Raw genomic sequence first — 19,611 nt, 5'->3', positions numbered from 1 at the left:
GACTGCCCCGTTCAGATCGCCACGTCGACGGAGTCGGGCACGGCGTTGGTCCTCGGCGTGCCGCGACCGATGCCGGCGTACACGTCGGGGCGGCGGGCACGAAGGTGCCGGGCCCACAATCCGCCACCGACCGCCGCGCCGAGAAGGCTCAGCGGCAGCAGGTACGGGTACGGCGAGCCGGGTACGGCACCGAGCAGCGATCCGACGTTGCCGACCATGGCGGCCAGCAACGCCGACCCGGCGAACACCCCCAGGATGGGGGCGATCCGCCACTCCCAGCGGCCCGGCCGGGGACCGCGTACGGCGGCGGGGGCGGTCGTCGCGGCCACCGACGCGATCAGCAGCAGGCCGAGCAGCCCCATCGCGCCCAGGGTGGACAACCAGGTGAACATGACCGCGAGCGGGTCGGCGCCGTGCAGCGCGAACGCGGCCACCACGACCGCCGCCACGGTGCTCTGGGCCAGCGAACCACCGCGCGGCGCGCTGACCCGGGTCCCGGTGCCGGAGTGCGCGAGGCGGGCGGGCAGCACCTGCTCGCGGGCCATCGCGAAGACGTACCGGGCGACCACGCTGTGGAAGGCCAGCATCGAGGTGAGGATCGCGAGCACCAGCAGCACCTCCGCCACCGGCGGCCACCCGCCACCGGCCCGCGCCAGCACCGCGAACGGCAGCCCGGCCGCCGGGTCGGCGGCCAGCGCGGCGACCTCGCCGGGACCGACCGCGACGCCCATCGCCCAGGCGGCGAGCGTGTAGACGGCACCGAGGACGACCACCGCGCCGACGGTGACCCGGCCCAGCGCCCGACGGTCGGTGGTCTCCTCGACCAGCGAACCGGGGGCGTCGACGCCGGTGAACGCGGCCACGCAGAACGCGACCGCACCGCCGACACCGCTGACCGCCAACCCCGACGCGTCGAAACCCGCCCAGGACAGCGTGCCGCCGGAAGGGCGTGCCACGGCGGCCAGCACGAACACCGCGACCACCAGCAGCGACGCGGCCAGCACCGCGACCAGGAACCGGGTGGACAGCACGATGGCGCGTACCCCGAGCACGCCGACGACGGCCAGCGCGAGGCCCGCCCACACCCACCACGCACCGCCGAGCCGCGCGGCCACCGTCGCGCCGAACAGCCCGTACAGGCTGATCTGGATGGCGTTGTAGGCGACCAGCGCGACCAGACCGGCGGCGACACCCGCGCCACGGCCCAGCCCGTGTGCGGCGATGCCGTAGTGGGCAGCCGGGTGCCCGACCTGTCGGGCCATCGCGGTGTAACCGACCGCGAGCAGCGCCACCGCCCCGGCCACCAGCAGGAACGTCAACGGCAGCGCCACCACGCCGGTGGTCGCGTAGGTGGCGGGAACACCACCGACGAGCACCACCAGCGGCGCCGAGGCGGCGGCCCCGAACACCCACGACCCGAAGGGCGTGAGGGTACGGCGGGCGAGCGCCACCGGCACGTGCGCGGAGCCGGTCAGGGTCGGCATGGCAGATCCTCCTGGGAGTGTCGGGGAACCGGGACGCGGTGCACGCGTACCCGGCGGGGCAGAACGCTGTCGGGGTCGAGCGCGGCCCGCCACAGCCGCCACAGCACCGGACCGCCGCCGTCGAGCCGGACCGGCGTGCGCGGTGCGTAGCCGAGTCGCGCGAGCAGGCCGGTCCGGGGCCGGTCGGTCACGATGTCGGCGTACGACGGCAGGGCGTGCGGGTCGATCAGCCGGTGGCGGGCGGCGAGCAGTACCTGCCCGGCGTGCTCGTCCCCGGCCAGGTGGGCGAGCCGGTGGTGCGGTCGGTGCGGGTGCACCGCGTCGGTGTGCGCGTGCAAAAGCACGAACCGGCCCGCGTCCCGCCCGAGCGCCCGGTGCAGGCCGAACGGTGCTGCCGAAGCCGGCGCGGGCGGGCCGAGCCGGGGATACCAGACCGCCACGGCGGCGCGGTCCCCGCTGGTCTCGACCTGGCCGTGGGCCAGGCCGTGCGCCACCACGAACCGGGCGTACGCGGCCAGCAGCGCCCGCCGCCGGACCGGGTCCGGCACCAGCCAGGCCGCCAACCGTCCGCTCGCCAGATCGGCGGTGAGCAGCCCGGTCAACGCGGGCAGATCGGCGGCGGTGGCCCGCCGCACGGTGAGTCGTCGCACGTCACGCCTCCGCCGGACGGTCGACGGCACACTGGTCCCGCTGCCGCCCCGGCCGCCGCCCCCACCGCGCCGAGTCCCCGGCCCGCCCGAACGTGACCGCCAGGTGCAGGTCGGCGGCGGCGATGCCGGAGCCGGGCAGCCGGGACCGGGCCGCCTCGATCAACGCCGGAGGCCCGCAGACGTACACGGCCTGCCCTGGCCGATGGTGACGCCTGGCGACCGTGACCAGGTCACCCCGGGCGGCCGGCGCCACCGCCGGATCGTCGGAGAACGCGGGTACGACCGTCAGCCAGTCGCGATGGGACCGCTGGAGCAGGTCCAGGGTGGACGCGTCGTACAGGTCGAACAGGGTGCGCGCGCCCACCACCAACGTGACCCGCCGCCCGTCGGGGGCCGTGGCGACCTGCTCCACCATCGCCCGCAACGGCGCCAGCCCGGTCCCACCGGCCGCCAGCAGCAGATCCGCACCGCCGGACGCCTCCAGCGACAACCCCACGTCGACCGCCGGCCCCAACCAGAGCGTGTCGCCCGGCCGGACCTGCGTCGCCAGCAGCGGCGACAGCGTCCCCGCCGACACACCGCGAACATGGAACTCCAGTGTCCCGTCCGGACGCGGCGCGTTCGCCGGGGAGTACCACCGCCACACACCCGGCAGCCGGGGCGTACCCACCGGCACCGCCTGCCCCGGCCGGAACCGCAACCGCCGCACCGGCCGGACCGTCAACACCGTCACCCCGGCGACCGGCTCCGACCGCGCCTCGACCTCACCGACCATCACCTGCGGCCCGTCGCCGACCGCCCCCGCCACCCGCTCCACCAGCCGCAACGCCCGCCGGCACCCGCGCTCCCAGCGCCCCGCCGCCCCCGCGTCCCAGGCCGTACCCGAGAACCGGCCCACCGTGTCCACCAACGCCGCGCTGATCGCGGTGTCGTGATAGGCGTGCAGCCCGAACCGCTGGTACATCCGCCCCAACACGGCCAGCGCCGCCCGCCGCCCCGCCGGATCGTCGCGCCCCGCGATCACCTGCCCGAGCGTGGTGAAGAACATCGGCGCGTACAGGTGCGGCAGAAACCGCACACTCCGATCCTCCATGAACGCCCAAAAATGATCACTGGCCCGCTCATGCACCCCACGAACGGCCACCCACGACGACCTCGGGTCAGCCATCACTGGCATCCCGTGCCATTGACGTGAAATTCATGGCGTCCCTTTCATGATGAAGCAGGGCGGCGAGTCCAGGGGCACTGCTGTTCAAAGCGCGATCTGCGGGAAGCCGTTCCTGGACATCGGGCTCTGAGTGATTACTCGGCCCGCCGCCGGGTGACCCCTCTGCGCTAGCTCTTGCTGCTCTGAGCCTTGCATCGGCGAACCCAAGGGCGACAGGCCGCCGTTCGTGCGCGCCAGGGTGCGTGAAAGGTGCGTCACTCAATCACGAGCGGCATCAGGGCATGCTGTCCGATCGATGTCGGTACACTGAGCACAAATGCGAGGCGGGGGTATTCATTGAGGTTGCCGGCGCGGGTCACCAACCCAGTTCTGGGCGTGCTGATCCAGCACAGCGGTTACAACTCGCTCGACGAATTCGCCAGCGCTATCAACGACCAAGGTCGGCAAGGCAGCGGGCTCCGGCTCAGCTATGACCACGTGGCGGTGAAGCGCTGGCTCACCGGCGGCACCTGCCAGCAACCACACATCGTCGCGCAAGTTCTCACCGATGCCTGGAACGTACCCATCCCCGTAGCGGTGATCTGGCCTCAACTACGCCAAGGTGGACCGCCTCCACCGCCATATATGTCTCCCTGCGCGGCGGCTCGTACGCTTGACGAGCTGGCTGCCTACATCGGGAGCGACATGCTTACCAGGCGCACCCTTCTCAGCGATGCCATGGAAGTTGCCGTGGGCGCGGCTTTCACCGGTCCACTGTTGCGCTGGCTCGACGCCCCCAGCGTCGGCCTGCCAGCCGAGGCCGCAGCCGCTTCGGGTCGCCTCACCATGGCGACCGTCGCTGGCATCGAAGCGGCCACTGCCCAGTTCGGCGCCCAAGACGCCGCGATCGGTGGTGGACTCAGTCGGGAAGCTGCCGTCGGTCAGCTCAAACACGCTGTCGACCTGCTTCGGGACGCCTCCTACACCGAAGCGGTCGGCAACCGTGCGCTCGCAGCCGTCGCCGAGCTTGCGGGAATGGTCGGCTGGATGAGCCACGACGTCAGCATGGACGGTCCGGCTCAGCGCTACTTCACTTTCGGGTTACACGCCGCGCGAGAGTCGACGCATCACCGTGCTCTCCTGCTGCGCGTCAACCTGCTCGCCGACATGGCTCGACAGATGCAGGCTCTTCGTCAACCTGACACCGGCCTGCGGCTGGTGGACGCCGCCCTCGACCTGATTCCTCGCAACAGACAGCCAGCGGTGTCGGCGATGCTGTGGAATCTCAAGGCGCGCCTTCTCGCTCCACTCGGCACTGCCAGCGTGCCCGAGATCCGGCACGCGACCGCCCTCGCTGTCGACCTACTCGCCCATGCGGGCGAGGACGGAGCAGCTCTCGCCTACATCGACCAAGCAGAGCTGGCGGGTAACGCCGCACTCGCTTGGCAGGACGCCGCCAACCACACTCCTGCCCTGGCCTCCCATGCCGAGCAGCAAGCCTTGTTCGCGCTGAGCCACCGCCCCAGCGGCTACAGCCGCTCTGCCGTCTTCGACCAGGTCAGCCTCGCCGCAGCCCGGTTTACCCTTGCCGAAGCCGAGCAAGCGACGGCCGACTCACACACTGCGCTTGACCTCGCCGCCAATGTGCCCACCTCCGCTCGTGTGCTTGACCGACTGCGGACCCTGCTCGACCATTCCTCGCCTTACCGGCGTCGTCCGGACGTACGCGATCTCCATGAGCGACTGCACCTGGCTTTGAACAACGCCTGACAGTTCAGCCCACCGGAAACCAGCGGATCATGGGGTCCCCACGGCGGAGCGAATCGATCCGCCTACTCGCCTCGATAGCATGCGACGGTGAGAGAGGCGCGCGTCGGATGTGGGCCGCCACCGAACGTAGCTCATAGATGTCCCGCAGGGTCGTCCATCCTGCGCTGCCGCTGGGATCGGTGCCGTAGGCATCCAGAAGCTCGCGGAGCATCTGTGGCGAGCCGCCGAAGCGCTGCTCCACAGCCATTGGAACCAGGTCCCACTCCCGTGGCGCCGATGCCACCCCATCCCAATCGGCCAACACGGGGCCAACGTCAACTACCCGGAGCACGTTGGCCAACTGGGCGTCGCCATGCACCAGGCCCGTAGGACCCAGGGTGAAGATCGATGTGTCCAAGGCATCCTGCAACTCTGCCGCTCGACTCGCCAACCAGCCGCGGTCACTGCTATCCAGCCACGAATTCGACTGCGTGACCTCGACCAGTCGGTCAAGGGGCCGGAAGATGGGCAGTTCCTCGGGCGGCTCCGCGAGCCCATGCAGTCGGCGTAACAATGCACCTAGGTCGGCGGGGGTGACCGGTTCGGCGTCGAGGTAGACCTCGCGCCAGAACGTCACGGCATGCCGGAAGCCAGCCTTATCATCGAGCATTATTGGCTGCGTGACCCCGGCCACGGGCATCACCGACGGAAACCCCAATGTCTCAAGCCATCGGGTCACCACGACAGCCCGACGCGCACGGCCCTCCACATCGGCTCCTACGCCTACCCGGACGATGATCCGGTGTGAAGGAACTCGGAAGACGCCGTTGCTATGCAGCCGAATCAGCCGTAGATCGCCGACAGTAAACCCTGCTCGGTGCAGCGCCTCCACTGCCAGTTGCATCAGCTCTTGTGCCGAGGTCGTGGCTGTCCCGATAGGGCGATCTCGACTGCCGTCTGACTCGATCACGAGCCTCGTCTCCCGTCATCCGAGTTCACCATCTTGAGCCTTTCCGTCTCGTGGCCCACGGTCAAGCGGCACAAGTGCCGGCTCTGCTGGCTGGTCGCGAGCGCAGTCGACTGGAAGCTCGTCAGCGTGGATACCGGTCCGCTGGCAGGCGGGTAGGGGCCCAAGATCGAACGACGGCGGAGTGATTGACGGCGTCGGCTAACGGACCACGTTTGCGAAGAGCAGATCAACGGTGGCAGGCGAGTTTGCGGCTGGTCCAGATGGCCTGCCCCTGCCTGCGCGGGGAGCAGCCACTGGAGGCGACGGCACTGTTGCCGGAGCCGAGATCACCCCCGCGTGCGCGGGGAGCAGCGCGGCGGTGGCGGGTCCGGTCATGCCGGCGGCGGGATCATCCCCGCGTGCGCGGGGAGTAGACCTGGTCCGAGGCCGGCATGGGACTCCGCATGGGATCACCCCCGCGTGCGCGGGGAGCAGCTGCAATCGGGTCGATAGCACCGCCCCGGCGTGGGATCACCCCCGCGTGCGCGGGGAGCAGGACACGACCTCCGACGAGGAGACCGGTCCGCAGGGATCACCCCCGCGTGCGCGGGGAGCAGGCCGCCAAGATCGGCTGGGGTCGCAAGGGCGACGGATCACCCCCGCGTGCGCGGGGAGCAGTCGCAGTGGAACGACGAGCAGCTGGCCGACCTGGGATCACCCCCGCGTGCGCGGGGAGCAGTCGGCCCATGCCCACACCGGGCGCAGACCGGCGGGATCACCCCCGCGTGCGCGGGGAGCAGGAGTCGGGCCCCGACCACGCAGGCTAGCCCTCGGGATCACCCCCGCGTGCGCGGGGAGCAGTCGGGTGGGCAGAAGGCGATGCCGACCCGCAAGGGATCACCCCCGCGTGCGCGGGGAGCAGGACGCCATCCCGACCGCCGTCGGGTATCAGGTGGGATCACCCCCGCGTGCGCGGGGAGCAGGATGGCGCGGCGGTTGGTGGAGTCGGGTCAGAGGGATCACCCCCGCGTGCGCGGGGAGCAGACGGCCACGACGGTGGACTGCGGCACCATGACGGGATCACCCCCGCGTGCGCGGGGAGCAGAGGCCATTTCGCGCGCGAAAGCGAGGATGAGGGGGATCACCCCCGCGTGCGCGGGGAGCAGCGCGGGTGTTGCCCCGAGCGTTGCGATTGGTCGGGATCACCCCCGCGTGCGCGGGGAGCAGGTCAGGCGGCGGCCGGCTCACGAGGCCGGCAGGGATCACCCCCGCGTGCGCGGGGAGCAGACCGAGCTGTGGATGTGCCAGCCCGCCAGCGCGGGATCACCCCCGCGTGCGCGGGGAGCAGCACCCACCGTCCGTTCGGCTGAACCCGGCAGAGGGATCACCCCCGCGTGCGCGGGGAGCAGCACCGGCGGGGAGACGCGCGGCCGGTCTCCGCGGGATCACCCCCGCGTGCGCGGGGAGCAGCGCCAGGAGAGGGCGCGTTCGATGCCGGCCCAGGGATCACCCCCGCGTGCGCGGGGAGCAGGTTGGTCAGGCGATGAGGCCGGACAACTGCTTGGGATCACCCCCGCGTGCGCGGGGAGCAGCAGACGTTGCGGCAGTAGCGGATGGCGCGGGCGGGATCACCCCCGCGTGCGCGGGGAGCAGTCGTCGACCCGCTCACTGAGCAGCGACGACGGGGGATCACCCCCGCGTGCGCGGGGAGCAGCTGCCACGGCTTGAGCAGCGCGACGACGTCGAGGGATCACCCCCGCGTGCGCGGGGAGCAGGTCGGCGAGGGTCAGCCAGTGGTCCGGCTTCGGGGATCACCCCCGCGTGCGCGGGGAGCAGAGTCAGGAAGCCTGCACGGCAGGCCGAAAAAGGGGATCACCCCCGCGTGCGCGGGGAGCAGGGTTCCCTCCCGGTCAGGCTCACGATCGCGGCGGGATCACCCCCGCGTGCGCGGGGAGCAGGTGGTGAAGCGAGTCTGAGCGATGCACGGCGCGGGATCACCCCCGCGTGCGCGGGGAGCAGGATGTGGCCCGGATTCGCTCCATCAAGCCGGAGGGATCACCCCCGCGTGCGCGGGGAGCAGCGGGTCGGCAAGTCCGCCATCCAGATGCGGATGGGATCACCCCCGCGTGCGCGGGGAGCAGAACCGGCAGGTGGATCATCATGTGTCGACTCCGGGATCACCCCCGCGTGCGCGGGGAGCAGGTCCCCTCGGGGGACCCGGGGCAGGGGGGGTGGGGATCACCCCCGCGTGCGCGGGGAGCAGCGAGCAGATCAGCCGCTCGCGGGTGTGTCCGCGGGATCACCCCCGCGTGCGCGGGGAGCAGGACGTCAGCGCGTCGGACGCCCCGGTCGGATCGGGATCACCCCCGCGTGCGCGGGGAGCAGACTTCTTGACCTGCGGCGCTAAAGATCAAGTGTGCGGTTTTTCTTCACTTCACTCCTCAAGATCACCAAGCTGCTCGGTCTCGGGGTGACGAGTTGGGCTGACGTTCACGTCAGCGTGACGGTCAGCTTAGCGGCCATCGGTGATCAGGCGTGTGCACCAACCGCGCGGACCGGTCTTGCCGCGTCCGTGAGATTCCGACTCCGCAGAGCCGTTGGAAGATCGCGTGCGATCGGGCAGCGTGCCATCGTGGGTGGACCGCTGACGAGACATGGGTACGGCGCTTCGACGGGATGGCGATGCTGTGAGGACTGTGCAGATCCGCACCTACCGCGTGCGTGAGGGGCGGCTGGACGAGTGGGTGCAGGCGTGGCGGACTCTGGTGGTGCCGTTGCGGCGCGAGTTCGGGTTCGAGATCCACGGGTCGTGGGTGGACCGGGAGCGCGACGCCCACGTCTGGGTCATCTCCTACGACGGGGAGCAGTCCTTCGAGGAGGCGAACGCCGCATACTGGGCCTCGTCACAGCGTGAGCAGCTCGGTCTCGATCCGGCGGAGTATCTCGTCGGCGAGGAGGTTCGCACGGTGGAGCAGGTGCTCTAGCCGTCGGTGACGGGCATCAGGTGGGCGCGGCGTTCGTCGGCGGTGAGCTGCCGGAACACCCGGTGTCGTGCCGCCTCGGTCATCGCCGCCAGGTCCAGGTCGACGGCCCAGATGCGAGCGGTGGCGTCGGCGGAGCCGGTCACGACGTGGGTGCCGTCGGCGAGCCACGCCAGGCAGGTGACCGCGTCGCGGTGCACGCCGAACGATCCCCGCATGCGCGGGACACGACTGACCAAGGAATTGTTTGCGGTCCGGGACCTGGGATAATCCCCTGCCTGCGGGGGGAGCAGGCGGACGTGCCGACCTCGGGCATAGAGGAGACGGGACCACCCCCGCGTGCGCGGGGAGCAGGGCCTGGTCACCCGACGAACGGCAGCTCGCGAGGGATCACCCCCGCGTGCGCGGGGAGCAGCTGCCCTGCGGCGACTGTGCGCGGGGTGTGGCGGGATCACCCCCGCGTGCGCGGGGAGCAGTGCTCGCATCCGGGGTGGGCGTACCTGGTGGCGGGATCACCCCCGCGTGCGCGGGGAGCAGGCGACCTCGCGGACGATGTCGGCCTTGCCGGCGGGGTCACCCCCGCGTGCGCGGGGAGCAGGGCCGGCGGATTCTCGGCGCAGAGCGGATTCTTGGGTCACCCCCGCGTGCGCGGGGAGCACTTGTTGACCTGGGGTGCCGGAGATCAGGTACCGGATTTTCCTTCACTTCGTTTGGGTTCCGTCGCGGAGCTTCCTGGGTCCGCCGGCTGCTTTCGGCCGAACCGGCGGCGCTTCGATGCCTTGCTCCAACCTTGGGCTGTCGCAGGGTTGTAGGTTCGGCGTTCGGTCGGCCGACGCATCATGGTGACGCCGTCGAGGTCGACGGGCTCCCAGTGGTGATCGTGCACCTCGAAGGTGAGTCGCTGCTCGCCTTGCTGCTGATAGACCAGGAGCGCCCGCCCTGGCCCTGCCATCTCGACGACCTTGGCCCAGAGGCGTTGGCGGATGCGGGTGTTGACGTGTCCGACATACACCCCGGCAGAGATTTCCAGCAGCCATTGCGTCAGGTGTCCACGGAGGCCTTCGGGACAGGCGGTGAGGATGATGACGGTCATCAGAAGTCGACATCTCCACTGTAGTTGCGACCACCGGCCAGCTCGTACCCCTCCTCATCCCACAGGTGGACGGTGTCGGTGCTGGCTTCCTCGTCGAGCCATGCCTGATCGATCGGTCCGGAGGCGCTGCTGGTGAGCAGGAGGCTTCTGATGTCACGTACGCAACGGTCGAGGAGCGTGCCGTCGTGGACGCGGTCGCGGACCGCACGCCGGGTGTCGGCTCCGATGTCGGTCGATTCGGAGGCGGCGATGTCGAACGCCACCGGGATGCTGATCTCGGCCTTGTAAAGATCGGCGATGTCGTACACGAAGGATCGCTCGTGGCCGGTGTGCACGAAGCCGAGACCGGGTGAGGCGCCGATGGCGACGATCACCGCGTGCACGACGCCATAGAGGCAGGCGTGGGCGGCCGACAGTGCCTGATTGACCGTGTCGCTGCTGTCGAAGTCGTCTGGGTTGTATTCGCGGTTGTTCCAGGTGACGCCGGTGCGGAGGGCGTGCTCGCGGTAGCAGCGGCGTACCCGCGCGCCTTCTTTTCCGCGTAGCTGTTGCATGGTGAGGGTGTGGGTGTCTTCGCCGGGGAAGCGCATTCGGTACATCGCTCGGGCCACGTGGAGCCGCCGGTTGCGGTGCGACACGGCGGCGGCCTGGGCGATGAGAAGGCGGCTCGAACGAGCGAGCGTACGGCCGTGGGCGTAGTACCGGACGCCGTGCTCGCCGACCCAGACGACGGTCGCGCCGTTGTCGGCGATCAACATCATCGCCTGCTGGGTGACGCTGGTGCCGGGGCCGAGCATGAGTACGCCGAGGGTTGCCGCCGGTATGTGGATGACGCCCTTCTCGTCGGTGGCGGTGATGGCGTTGCTGTCTCGGTGGATGACGCAGCGTTCGAGGTAGATGAAGCTGATTCGGTCTTGTGCGCGGTTGAGTTCCGAGAGTTCGGCCGGTGGTACGCCTGGGTGCTTCACGACCCGCCCTGTGCAGGAGCCACGGTCAGCAGACCGCACCCGTAGGCGCGGGCGTGTCCGATGCCCTGGGTGAGTACGCGTCGGAACAGGTTCGGGTCGGTGACTTCGAGAACTCCGTCGTAGGCCGCCGTGACAAGGGTGACCGGACGTTCGCCCCGGTTCCTGCCGAACCGGTGGACCTGGCGGTTGTAGCTGCGGAGGTTCAGTTCCCCGTCGTCCTGCCTTGCCACCGTGAACCCGTTGCGCTCTGCTCGGCTGGTCAGCCACTCGATCTGCTGTGTGGCGGTGACTTGACCGAAGCGTTGGGTGGTCGGGGAGGTGTCGGTTTTGCGTCCGGTGCGGACGGGATTCGCGGTGAGCCGGAATGCCCACTGCTGGTCCTTGTCGAGGGAGCCGAGGAGCCGGTCGTAGGGGCGGGTCTGCCAGCCCTCGGCGCTGGTCGGCCAGCCGGCCTGTTCGACCAGATGAGTCAGGTCGGGTGCGGTCGGGCTGACGATGTAGAGGACCGTCTGCCGGTGCTGCTGGTCGAGGCGCCACAGCGTCCGCGCGTCATCGCGGGTGTGGTCCTCGGGCCGAGGGAAACCGGACAGCACGGCAGCGTGCATCGCCTGCGGCGAGGCGAGCAGCTTGCGTGCGCCGCGTCGGGCAGTGTTCACGAGGAATCGAGTGAGATGCATTCGTCGTCCTTAGAGCCACGACAGGGGGTCGTGGTCGGCTGGTGGCGCGCCGGCAGCGGCCACGGGAACACGGCCCTCGGGGTTGGGCACGACGACCTGGGTACGCACGACGGCTCGCCACCCGTACTGCCGGTGGGCGGGGTCGAAGCTGATCGGCTCGTCGGGAAGTGTCTCGCTGACCTCTGCTCCCGGTGGCGCGTCGCTGAGCACCTCCAGCGGCACGGTCAACCCACCACGCTCACGTAGGCGTTTCGCGGCCTGCCAGGGCCAGTCGGCGAGTACCTGGGCGACGGTGCCGGGATGAACGCCGAGTGTCATCGGGGCGACCGGTGGGCAGGAGCGTCGACCGAGGTAGAGCGGGTAGGTGGGTCGGCGTACCGCGTCGTGCAGGCTGGCGAGCAGGTCGTCCTCGCCGCCGATCGCGGCGAGGAACACGGCGTCGGAGAGGTAGTAGCGGGTGGTCAGCGGCATGCTGTCGCGACCGTCGAGGCTCCGCGCGACTTGGAAGTCGCGCAGGATCTGGCCGGGCTGATCGATCCTGACCCCGAAGTCGAGGCCGAGTAGCTCGGTGAGTGGATCGGTCCGCCGGAGGCCTTTGGCTGCGGCGAGCATGCCGAGGACGCCGCTCTTGGTGGGGGCGATCTCGGTGTGTCGTTGGCTGAACCGGCTGGTCGCTCCCCACGACTGGAGGGGGCCGGCCAGCCGTAGCAGCAGGACGCTCATGCGGGCGTTCCGAGGCGGTCGGTGACCGTCGTTCCGACGGCGGCGACCAGCTCCGGGAGAGGGAGCACGTCGCCGAGAGCGGCCAGGGCGGCGGTGCGGGTGCCGACGTGGGTGACCCAGGCGGCGACGGCCGGGTCGCCGTAGGCCTGCTCGACCTCGGTGGTGTGCGCGGCGAGTTTCTCGGCGGCGGTGGTGACGATGCCGGATCGGTCGCCGAACTGCCGTTCCCGGACGGGTTCCTCGAAGGCCCCGACCAGGTTGACCGGCTGGGTGTCGCGCAGCCGCACCATGACGGCGTCGGGGCGGGTGCCGTTGGCGAAGGTGTTCCGTTTGCCGGAGGGCATGCTCGTGGTGAAGGCGTGCAGGAACGCCTCCACGGCGTGCCGGGTGGCGGCGATGTCGCCGAGGGTGTCGTGCAGTCGGTCGACGTCGATGGCCGCGTACCGGTAGAGGGTGGCGGAGTTGAACTCGATCGTGCCGATCATGCCGGCGCCGGTCTCCTGGTTGTCGTGCTTACGGTCGTCGACGGCGGTGTAGTAGTCGAACTCGTTGTCGACGGCGTGCACGCTCAGGGCGTGGGCGACCTGGACGGCCGCGTCGACGTTCAGGTCGGGCACGTCGGCCAGCATCCGGCCGAACATGGCGATGTCGACGGAGTGGTCGGTGTCAGCCAGCTTCTGGAGCTGCTTGGCGTCCAGCTTCGTTCCCGACAGTTCGGCGTCGATGGCCGCTCGGGCGAGGTTCTCCTGCTGACGGTGACTGAGGAAGAGCAGGTAGGTGGACTCGATGTCCACGCTCTGACCGGTCTCCTTGGCCTTCTTCGCCGCGTCCTTCTTGGCGGTGGCCTCTCTCTTCACGAGGCCGGACGCCTTGAGGACCTCGGTGGCCAGGGCGGATGCCTTGTCCTTGAGCTGCGGTTCGAGGTCGGCGATCCGCTCGGCGATGGCCTCACCGACGCGCTTGGTGCGCTCACCGAGCTGGGAGTCGTCCAAGGTGCGGCCGAATGCGAGCCGCACCGCACGCTTCCAGGACTGGGAGGAGACGCGAGCGCGGCGTACTCCGCCGTACATGGCGGTCTTGGGTGAGCCCGAGTCGTCGCGGTTGATGTTGCTCGGCGGGACGGTGTGCAGGATGTGGACGTCCAGGATGGTGCGGGTCATGGTCACTCCTCGGAGGTGGCGCCGTCCGGCGCGGAGTCGGTGTTCGGGTCGGTGACGTCGCCGTTCGGGTGACTCTCAGGCTCGGGCTGGCGATAGAAATCCCGGCCCCACAGACCACGGACCTCGGCCGGTCCCCACGGCTTCTGGAGCTTGACCAAGTCCTCGGCGAGCACCCCGTAGTCGAGGGCGATCCGGTGGTCACGCAGGAGTCGGATCAGGCTCCGCAAATGGGTGATGACCGAGCTGTAGCTGGTGGCCGTGCCGAGGGCGGCGAAGCGACGGCGTACGGCGTCGATGCTGGTGGCCTTGTGGGTCAGCAGGTTGACTGCCGCGCCGAGGCCTTTGCCGTCCTGGTGCATCTCCTGGTCGCGGATGGACTGCTGGTGCACCGCGTAGAGGGTGAGCGCGGTGTGCATGGCCCGCTCGGTGTGCGTGGGATCGTCGCCGATCCAGTCTTCGAGGTAGCTGTCCGTCACCCGCGTCTGTTCGAGGGTGGTGAAGTCCTCGCCGGGACTGCGGCCCGCGCTCGCCCGGAGCCGGGCCAGTGCGGCGATCGCGTAGCTCTCCTCCTTGAGGTATCCGGCTTGCAGTGCGGCGACCTTGGCGGCGACGTAGCCTCCGAACCGACCACGCCGACGGGCGTAGCGGTTCGGGGTCGGGATGTCGTGGTCGGTGTGGGCTGTGGCGGTCACGCCGGCACCTCCTGGGCAATGGGCGCGGTCTCGGGAGCGGCAGCCAACGGCAGGGCCCGGCGGAGTGCGGCGCCGAAGAACATGTCCGCGCGGGGGCTGCTCACATGCTTCGTCTTCTCCGGGTCGATGTAGCGGCCCGCCCAGGCCTTCGGACCGGACCTCTCGACGAGGTCACTGCCGATCCGCCGGACGCATCGCGCCGCCTGCCGCTGCCACTCGACGCGGGCGTGTTCGGGATCGTCGGACGGGCCGAGGTCGCTGAGCCACCGGCGGAACAGCACGTCCAGCTGGGAGTAGGCGAGTTCCGCAGCGCGGTCGGCAGCGGTGGCCGGTGGGTCTTCGGGCCGTTCGCCGTAGCCGCCTGCGGCGCGGCAGAGGTTGACGGCGAGCCCACGCAGGGCCTTCACGGCGGCCTCGGCATCGGCGGCGCTATCGACGATCGTGGTGGTCCAGGGTCCGGTCGGGTCGAACGCCTGCACCGTCATGGTCAACGCGTCGTGATAGACCTCGTCCACGACGGACTGCTGGTTGCCGTACACGACACCGATAGCGCGCGTGGTGACCCGATAACCGTCGTCGATCATGTTTTTCGACCGCAGCCGGGCGAGCCACTGGGTGATGACCGGGGGACGTCGCGCAGAGGCGTCAGCGCCAGGCTTCTCGGCCGTGGTGGGCAGCAGGCCGGCCAACCCGCGCCACAACGCCTTGGTGTGGTCATGTAGTGCCGGCAGATAGACGACGGGCTGGCCGAGCTTCTTCTCCTGGTTGGTGCTGCGCCGCCAGCCGCTCATCGGCTCCTGCTGCTGCAGATTGTTCCAGGTGATCCGGTCACCGTTAGCGATCATGGCGCCGGTGATGCCGGCCTGGTCACCGAAGAGTCTGATCCGCCGTGACTGCCAGGTGTAGAGGTTGAGAAGGCCGTGCGGTCCCCGATCCTGCTCGCGCTCCTCGGCCGGCCCGTGCGGGTCCCGTTCCCAGACCGGGGAATCACGTCCGGGATCCTGCCGCAGGTAGGGGTTGTCGAGAGTGATCAGGTTGAGCAGAAGGGTCTCCCGCAGAGTGCGACCTTCGAGGTGGACCAGGCCGAGCGAGCCGCAGGAACCGGGCCCGATGGGGTAGCCCTTACCGCCCTTGACCCGGGTGTCACCGACCGCGCCCGACTTGATTCCGGAGGTGTCGTAGGCCTGGCAGTGCACCAACCAGACGGCTGCCTCGGCCGGAGTGAGTCGCTCCAGACCAGGACCGAGTCGAGTGGTCAGGTACGGCGCGTTGTTCGGCACGTCCGCGATCAGCCGCTCCATGCCGAACGTGTCGTCGTTCTGCGTACGCAGGCCGGCCACCTGATAGAACGGCGTCACCGGATGCAGCAGATCGAAACGGTCCCGGTACTCATCCAGGTATCCGACGATGTCGGTGGCCGGCAGGTCGGACCGTTGCCAGAGATCGCGCCAGGCCCGCTCGTCCTCGGGGCCGTGGACTGCACGGTGCAGGATGGCGAGGAGGAGCCGGAGAATCGCCGCCGTCTGGGTCGGCAGGTCGCCAGCGACCGCCCGGAGGTCCGTCGCCTGCGCGAAAAGCTCGGCAAGGGAGACTGAGCGGCGGCGGCCCGCCAGGTCGAGGACGGGGATCCACGGCTGCCTGATCAACGAGAAGGAGGCAACGGCATCCAGCATGTGAGGGTTCTCCAACCACTGCGGTCAGCCAAAAGGTGTTCGGCCTAACCTGTCCCTACCAAGGAATCGCGCTAGGCACTCTAGCTGTTCCCGCACAATGCGGGGTGATCCTCTGTCGCTACCCGTATTTACGGTGCTCCCTGCGTAGGCAGGGGTCTTAGCAGGTCAGACAGAACCTGCGACGTGCGGTGGACCGGCGAGCATCGACGGCTGTCCGAAATCAGACAGCCGTCGATCAGCTCGGTGCATTCCTCGTCATCCGCAGGCCGCTTGACCGGTCGTACATGAGAATGAAGTCGGCGAGTCGACCATGTCCGTTCTCATCGAGGTCGAGGATCAGCTCTCCGCCGAGGAGGGGGTCCTTCTCCCAAGCACCAAAGGCGTTCCGTTGCTCCAGCTCGGCGATGACCCGGTCGACGCCGCCGTTCGAGGTGATCGCCTTCGGCAGTGGCAGGGCACATCTCAGCATCGTCCGGGCGATCTTCTTGGGCGGTACGAAGTCCGTCGGCACCACCATGCCGCCGCCTTCGTCCAGCCACGGCGGCGTTATCAGGTCGTCGCCTCGGCGTATGAGGATCAGCACCTCCAGTGCCTCGGCCCCGTCATCCCGCACATGGGCTCGCCCCCGCCGCTCGTTGCCACCTACGGTCTCGGCGTCGCCCACGCTGGCATCGAGCCATCCCACGAGGGATTCACCCGCCCGTCCGACCGCTCCGACCCGGAAACTCTCCGCCCGCTTACCGGCCGCCTCCCCGTGCATCCGTGCCGTAGCCGCCGCTTCGGTGAGCACGGGCTGCCACGACCCAGGGCCGATCGCCTCGGTGCCATAAGCGGTCTGGACTGTCGGCGCAATGTCGTGGGGGAGGCGCAGGAGCCGCTCGTCGTCGAGGTACGGCAACAGGACGGCCGCCGCCCGCAACAGCGTGGAGCGCTCATAGACCCTGGCCGAGCCCGTCACTACGGTCGGTGGCTCGGTCGACCAGTCGGCGCCGGTCACCAGGACTCGCGGCTGCGTCAACCGGGCAGGGCGATCGGCACGGAGATGTCGGTGCAACCGGCCGACGCGTTGCAGAACCAGATCGACCGGGGCGAGGTCCGTGACCAGCAGGTCGAAATCAATGTCCAACGACTGCTCGGCAACCTGACTGGCTACCACCACGTGGCAGAACGGTCGGCTCCGGCCCGCCTTCGCCAGATGCGACGGCGACCCGAAGGTATCGCGTAGCCACGCGTCCTTGACCGCTCGGTCGGCGGCCATGAAGCGCGAATGCGCGACCGCCACCGGTATCTGTGGTCCCAGCTTGTCGCGCAGTTCGGCGGCGGCATCCAACACCCGTGCGACAGTGTTGCGCACCACCAGGACACAGCCGCCTTCCACCAACTCGGCTCGAAGCCGAGCGGCGAGCACGTCCAGGTCGTCGGCGATTCTCTCCAACCGCACCCCAAGCGTGCGGCCCGAGGCGGCGCACGTCGTGGTCGTCGGCTCGCGACCGACGCCGGAGACGCTGAGCAGCGGATATCGCACGTCATCTCGGAGAACTTGGTAGCTTTCCAGCCCGGTAACACCGCCACCATCGCGGGACCAGCGACGGGGACGTCCGGCGGCCCGCCGCGTGCCCAGCCGGCCGTCGTCGTACGCCCGCATCATGCTGGCGCGTCGATCGGCAGGCAGGGTCGCGGAGAGAACGACCACGGGTACCCCGTGCGCCGCCAGCCACTCCAGCGCCCGGTCGAGATACCGACTCATGTAGACGTCGTAGGCGTGGGCCTCGTCGATGACGACGACTTTGCCCGCCAGGCCGAGATGGCGCAGCGCGACGTGCCGCGTCTGCAACGCGGCGAACAGCAGTTGGTCGACGGTGCCGACGACGAAACTGGACAGCATCTTCCGCTTCCGCCCGGCCAGCCACGCGTGCACCGCAGTCTCCGTACCCCCCTCGTCCTCGGCGATCGCGCTCGGCAGCCCGCCACGGTAGAGGCGGCTGTACTCGTCGTTGAGCATCGCCTTGCCGTGTGCGAGGGCCGCGTCGCGCGCACCCCGGTCGAGATCGGCGTCCGGAAGACGGCTGAGCCAGGTGAGGACCCGGCTGAACATCGCATCGCCGGTTGCCCGGGTGGGCAGCGCGAGAAAACAACCGCCTGCGCCGGAGCGCCGGGCGAGGATCTCCACCGCCGCGAGCGCTGCCTCCGTCTTACCTTCCCCCATCGGTGCCTCGACGATCAGTAGACCCGGCAGCGGCATGGCCCGAGCCTGTTCCACCACCGCCGCCTGCACCGGATACGGCCGAGCCCCCGCCGGCATCTCGAAACGCCGTGCGAACAGATCGGGTGTGTCCAGGTCCGCGACGTCGACAGGCGCCCAGGGGATGGGCAGGTCCAACTCGTCCCAGGCCCGAGCTAGTCGGTCGGGAGCGTCCTCCTGGCGGTAACCGTACGGAAAGAGTTCGTCGTTGCTGGCGATCCAGTCGGAGACGATCACGATCGCGGTCAGCAGAACCTGCACTGACTGCGGAAGGGCCACCTCCCGCCAACTCGGTAAACGGTCGATGCTGCCCGTGCGTCTGCCCATCCACTGGAGCAGTTCCCCGCGCACCTCCGGCCACGGCCCGTCGACACCGAGAAGGTACGGCCGCTCGCGGATCCGCAGAAGGTCGGCATCGGTCGGCGGCACCCCGTGATGGCCGCCGACCACGACGGCGTAAGCGTCGACCTGATCGCGGGACCACCCGTGCTCAACGGTCAACCAGTCGACGAGAGCCAGGTGCCCCGCCGGCCCGTGGGGAGCGCAGAGCCGGTCGGACTCGACCCGTCGATCGAAGGTAAAACCGGCCTGCTCCATGTCCTTCCGGAGATGCCGTACCTGCCAGGCGAAGGCCGGGCTGACCTTGCCGATGTCGTGAATGCCGGCAAGCCAACACGCCAACCTGCGGCCGTCGTCGTCGCCGCCCGGCAACGCCGCTGAGATTTGCTTGCGCACCGCACTCGGCAGCCACACGTCCCACAACTTGCCAGCGACGTCGGCAGAATCGGCGAGATGCCGATAGAGCGGTAGCCAGAAGCCTCGGTCGCGGTTGGTCTTTCCCCAGACCAAACGGGCGCACTCACTCAGGCCATGTTGGTCAGTCACGGATGGAACCAGAGCAGAGGGGTACGACATCGTCGCCAACTTCCGCGCCAATCGGTAGTGCCGCTGCCTGCCATGCGGCCCATTGCCTAAAGTGAACGACTGTCCGGTAGGCGCGACACGGCTGCGGCGACGACCGCTCTGGTTCGATCCGATCGGGCAGGTTGTCCAGTGCCTGATCGGTCTTAGGCGTTACGGGATTCAGTAGGCTGATCGGGCATGACCGGCCAGAGTGGACGTATGTGCAAACTGAAGGACGGCGATGATCGTGGTGCTCGAAGTGAATGAAAACCGGGAGATTGATCTTTAGGGCCCCAGGCCAGGAAGTCTGCTCCCCGCGTACGCGGGGGTGATCCCAGGGTTCCGCCGCCGGTGACCGACCCCAACCCCTGCTCCCCGCGTACGCGGGGGTGATCCCGCCTGGCGGTTCTCGTCGTTCCGGCCGGCCTGCTGCTCCCCGCGTACGCGGGGGTGATCCGGCGTGGGAGGGCTACAACGCCGAGCGGACGTCCTGCTCCCCGCGTACGCGGGGGTGATCCCA

Annotated in this window: 15 protein-coding genes and 3 CRISPR repeat arrays (1 of these 18 only partly in view); of the genes, 2 read left to right on the top strand and 13 right to left on the bottom strand. The window is 69.6% G+C overall.

Annotated features, from left to right (window positions below; genetic code table 11):
- Positions 1-11 precede the first annotated feature (11 nt).
- The 3 genes from ACWDVW_RS22945 to ACWDVW_RS22935 are packed head-to-tail and all read right to left on the bottom strand — an operon-like array spanning position 12 to position 3,212.
- Positions 12-1,484 carry an APC family permease gene (locus ACWDVW_RS22945; RefSeq protein WP_449952252.1) on the bottom strand — a complete coding sequence of 491 codons (1,473 nt, stop codon included), beginning with the start codon at positions 1,482-1,484 and terminating at the stop codon, positions 12-14.
- Positions 1,472-2,134, bottom strand: a complete 663-nt coding sequence (locus ACWDVW_RS22940; protein ID WP_449952250.1) for an N-acetyltransferase — start codon at positions 2,132-2,134, stop codon at positions 1,472-1,474. The genes ACWDVW_RS22945 and ACWDVW_RS22940 overlap by 13 nt, the downstream gene beginning before the upstream one ends.
- Before the next feature lies 1 nt (position 2,135).
- Complete coding sequence (locus ACWDVW_RS22935; RefSeq protein WP_449952248.1) at positions 2,136-3,212, bottom strand: FAD-binding oxidoreductase; 1,077 nt, start codon at positions 3,210-3,212, stop codon at positions 2,136-2,138.
- A 465-nt stretch (positions 3,213-3,677) separates the two neighbouring features.
- On the opposite strand from ACWDVW_RS22935, the gene ACWDVW_RS22930 reads away from it, so the two are divergent.
- Positions 3,678-5,051, top strand: coding sequence for a hypothetical protein (locus tag ACWDVW_RS22930; RefSeq protein ID WP_449952245.1), 1,374 nt, complete (start codon positions 3,678-3,680; stop codon positions 5,049-5,051).
- 4 nt (positions 5,052-5,055) lie between these two features.
- Here ACWDVW_RS22930 and ACWDVW_RS22925 read toward each other — a convergent pair whose 3' ends face one another.
- A complete protein-coding gene (locus tag ACWDVW_RS22925) occupies positions 5,056-5,934 on the bottom strand; it encodes a phosphotransferase family protein (protein ID WP_449952242.1) in 879 nt (292 codons plus the stop codon).
- A 388-nt stretch (positions 5,935-6,322) separates the two neighbouring features.
- Positions 6,323-8,364: a CRISPR direct-repeat array (repeat unit 29 nt; unit sequence GGGATCACCCCCGCGTGCGCGGGGAGCAG).
- 269 nt (positions 8,365-8,633) lie between these two features.
- On the opposite strand from ACWDVW_RS22925, the gene ACWDVW_RS22920 reads away from it, so the two are divergent.
- Positions 8,634-8,963: an NIPSNAP family protein gene (locus tag ACWDVW_RS22920; RefSeq protein ID WP_449952239.1), complete on the top strand. Its 330-nt coding sequence runs from the start codon at positions 8,634-8,636 to the stop codon at positions 8,961-8,963.
- Here the strand turns inward: ACWDVW_RS22920 and ACWDVW_RS22915 are convergent.
- The 9 genes from ACWDVW_RS22915 to cas3 all read right to left on the bottom strand — a co-directional run bounded on the left by ACWDVW_RS22915 (position 8,960) and on the right by cas3 (position 19,073).
- Positions 8,960-9,178 (bottom strand): WD40 repeat domain-containing protein, encoded by a 219-nt coding sequence (locus ACWDVW_RS22915; protein ID WP_449952236.1) that lies wholly within the window; start codon positions 9,176-9,178, stop codon positions 8,960-8,962. The genes ACWDVW_RS22920 and ACWDVW_RS22915 overlap by 4 nt on opposite strands.
- Positions 9,179-9,284: 106 nt before the next feature.
- Positions 9,285-9,619: direct repeats of the CRISPR family, unit length 29 nt; unit sequence GGGATCACCCCCGCGTGCGCGGGGAGCAG.
- A gap of 23 nt (positions 9,620-9,642) precedes the next feature.
- Entirely contained in the window at positions 9,643-10,053 is a 411-nt protein-coding gene (cas2e, locus tag ACWDVW_RS22910) for a type I-E CRISPR-associated endoribonuclease Cas2e (RefSeq protein ID WP_449952233.1), read from the bottom strand.
- Complete coding sequence (gene cas1e / locus ACWDVW_RS22905) at positions 10,053-11,021, bottom strand: type I-E CRISPR-associated endonuclease Cas1e (RefSeq protein WP_449952230.1); 969 nt, start codon at positions 11,019-11,021, stop codon at positions 10,053-10,055. Before cas1e ends, cas2e begins: the two co-directional genes overlap by 1 nt.
- A complete protein-coding gene (gene cas6e, locus ACWDVW_RS22900; RefSeq protein ID WP_449952227.1) occupies positions 11,018-11,698 on the bottom strand; it encodes a type I-E CRISPR-associated protein Cas6/Cse3/CasE in 681 nt (226 codons plus the stop codon). The genes cas1e and cas6e overlap by 4 nt, the downstream gene beginning before the upstream one ends.
- Before the next feature lie 9 nt (positions 11,699-11,707).
- Entirely contained in the window at positions 11,708-12,421 is a 714-nt protein-coding gene (gene cas5e / locus ACWDVW_RS22895) for a type I-E CRISPR-associated protein Cas5/CasD (protein ID WP_449952224.1), read from the bottom strand.
- Positions 12,418-13,581, bottom strand: a complete 1,164-nt coding sequence (cas7e, locus tag ACWDVW_RS22890) for a type I-E CRISPR-associated protein Cas7/Cse4/CasC (RefSeq protein WP_449952221.1) — start codon at positions 13,579-13,581, stop codon at positions 12,418-12,420. The genes cas5e and cas7e overlap by 4 nt, the downstream gene beginning before the upstream one ends.
- A 2-nt stretch (positions 13,582-13,583) precedes the next feature.
- Positions 13,584-14,273, bottom strand: coding sequence for a type I-E CRISPR-associated protein Cse2/CasB (gene casB / locus ACWDVW_RS22885; protein WP_449952218.1), 690 nt, complete (start codon positions 14,271-14,273; stop codon positions 13,584-13,586).
- Positions 14,270-15,946, bottom strand: coding sequence for a type I-E CRISPR-associated protein Cse1/CasA (gene casA, locus ACWDVW_RS22880; protein ID WP_449952215.1), 1,677 nt, complete (start codon positions 15,944-15,946; stop codon positions 14,270-14,272). The genes casB and casA overlap by 4 nt, the downstream gene beginning before the upstream one ends.
- 235 nt (positions 15,947-16,181) lie before the next feature.
- Positions 16,182-19,073: a CRISPR-associated helicase Cas3' gene (gene cas3, locus ACWDVW_RS22875; protein ID WP_449952213.1), complete on the bottom strand. Its 2,892-nt coding sequence runs from the start codon at positions 19,071-19,073 to the stop codon at positions 16,182-16,184.
- A 325-nt stretch (positions 19,074-19,398) separates the two neighbouring features.
- A CRISPR array of direct repeats spans positions 19,399-19,611; the repeat unit is 29 nt; unit sequence CTGCTCCCCGCGTACGCGGGGGTGATCCC; it runs 1,586 nt beyond the window's last position.

It is taken from the genome of Micromonospora sp. NPDC003241, from assembly GCF_053589795.1.
Note: the sequence above shows the minus strand (reverse complement) of the source record. Positions and strands in the feature narration are given on the sequence as shown.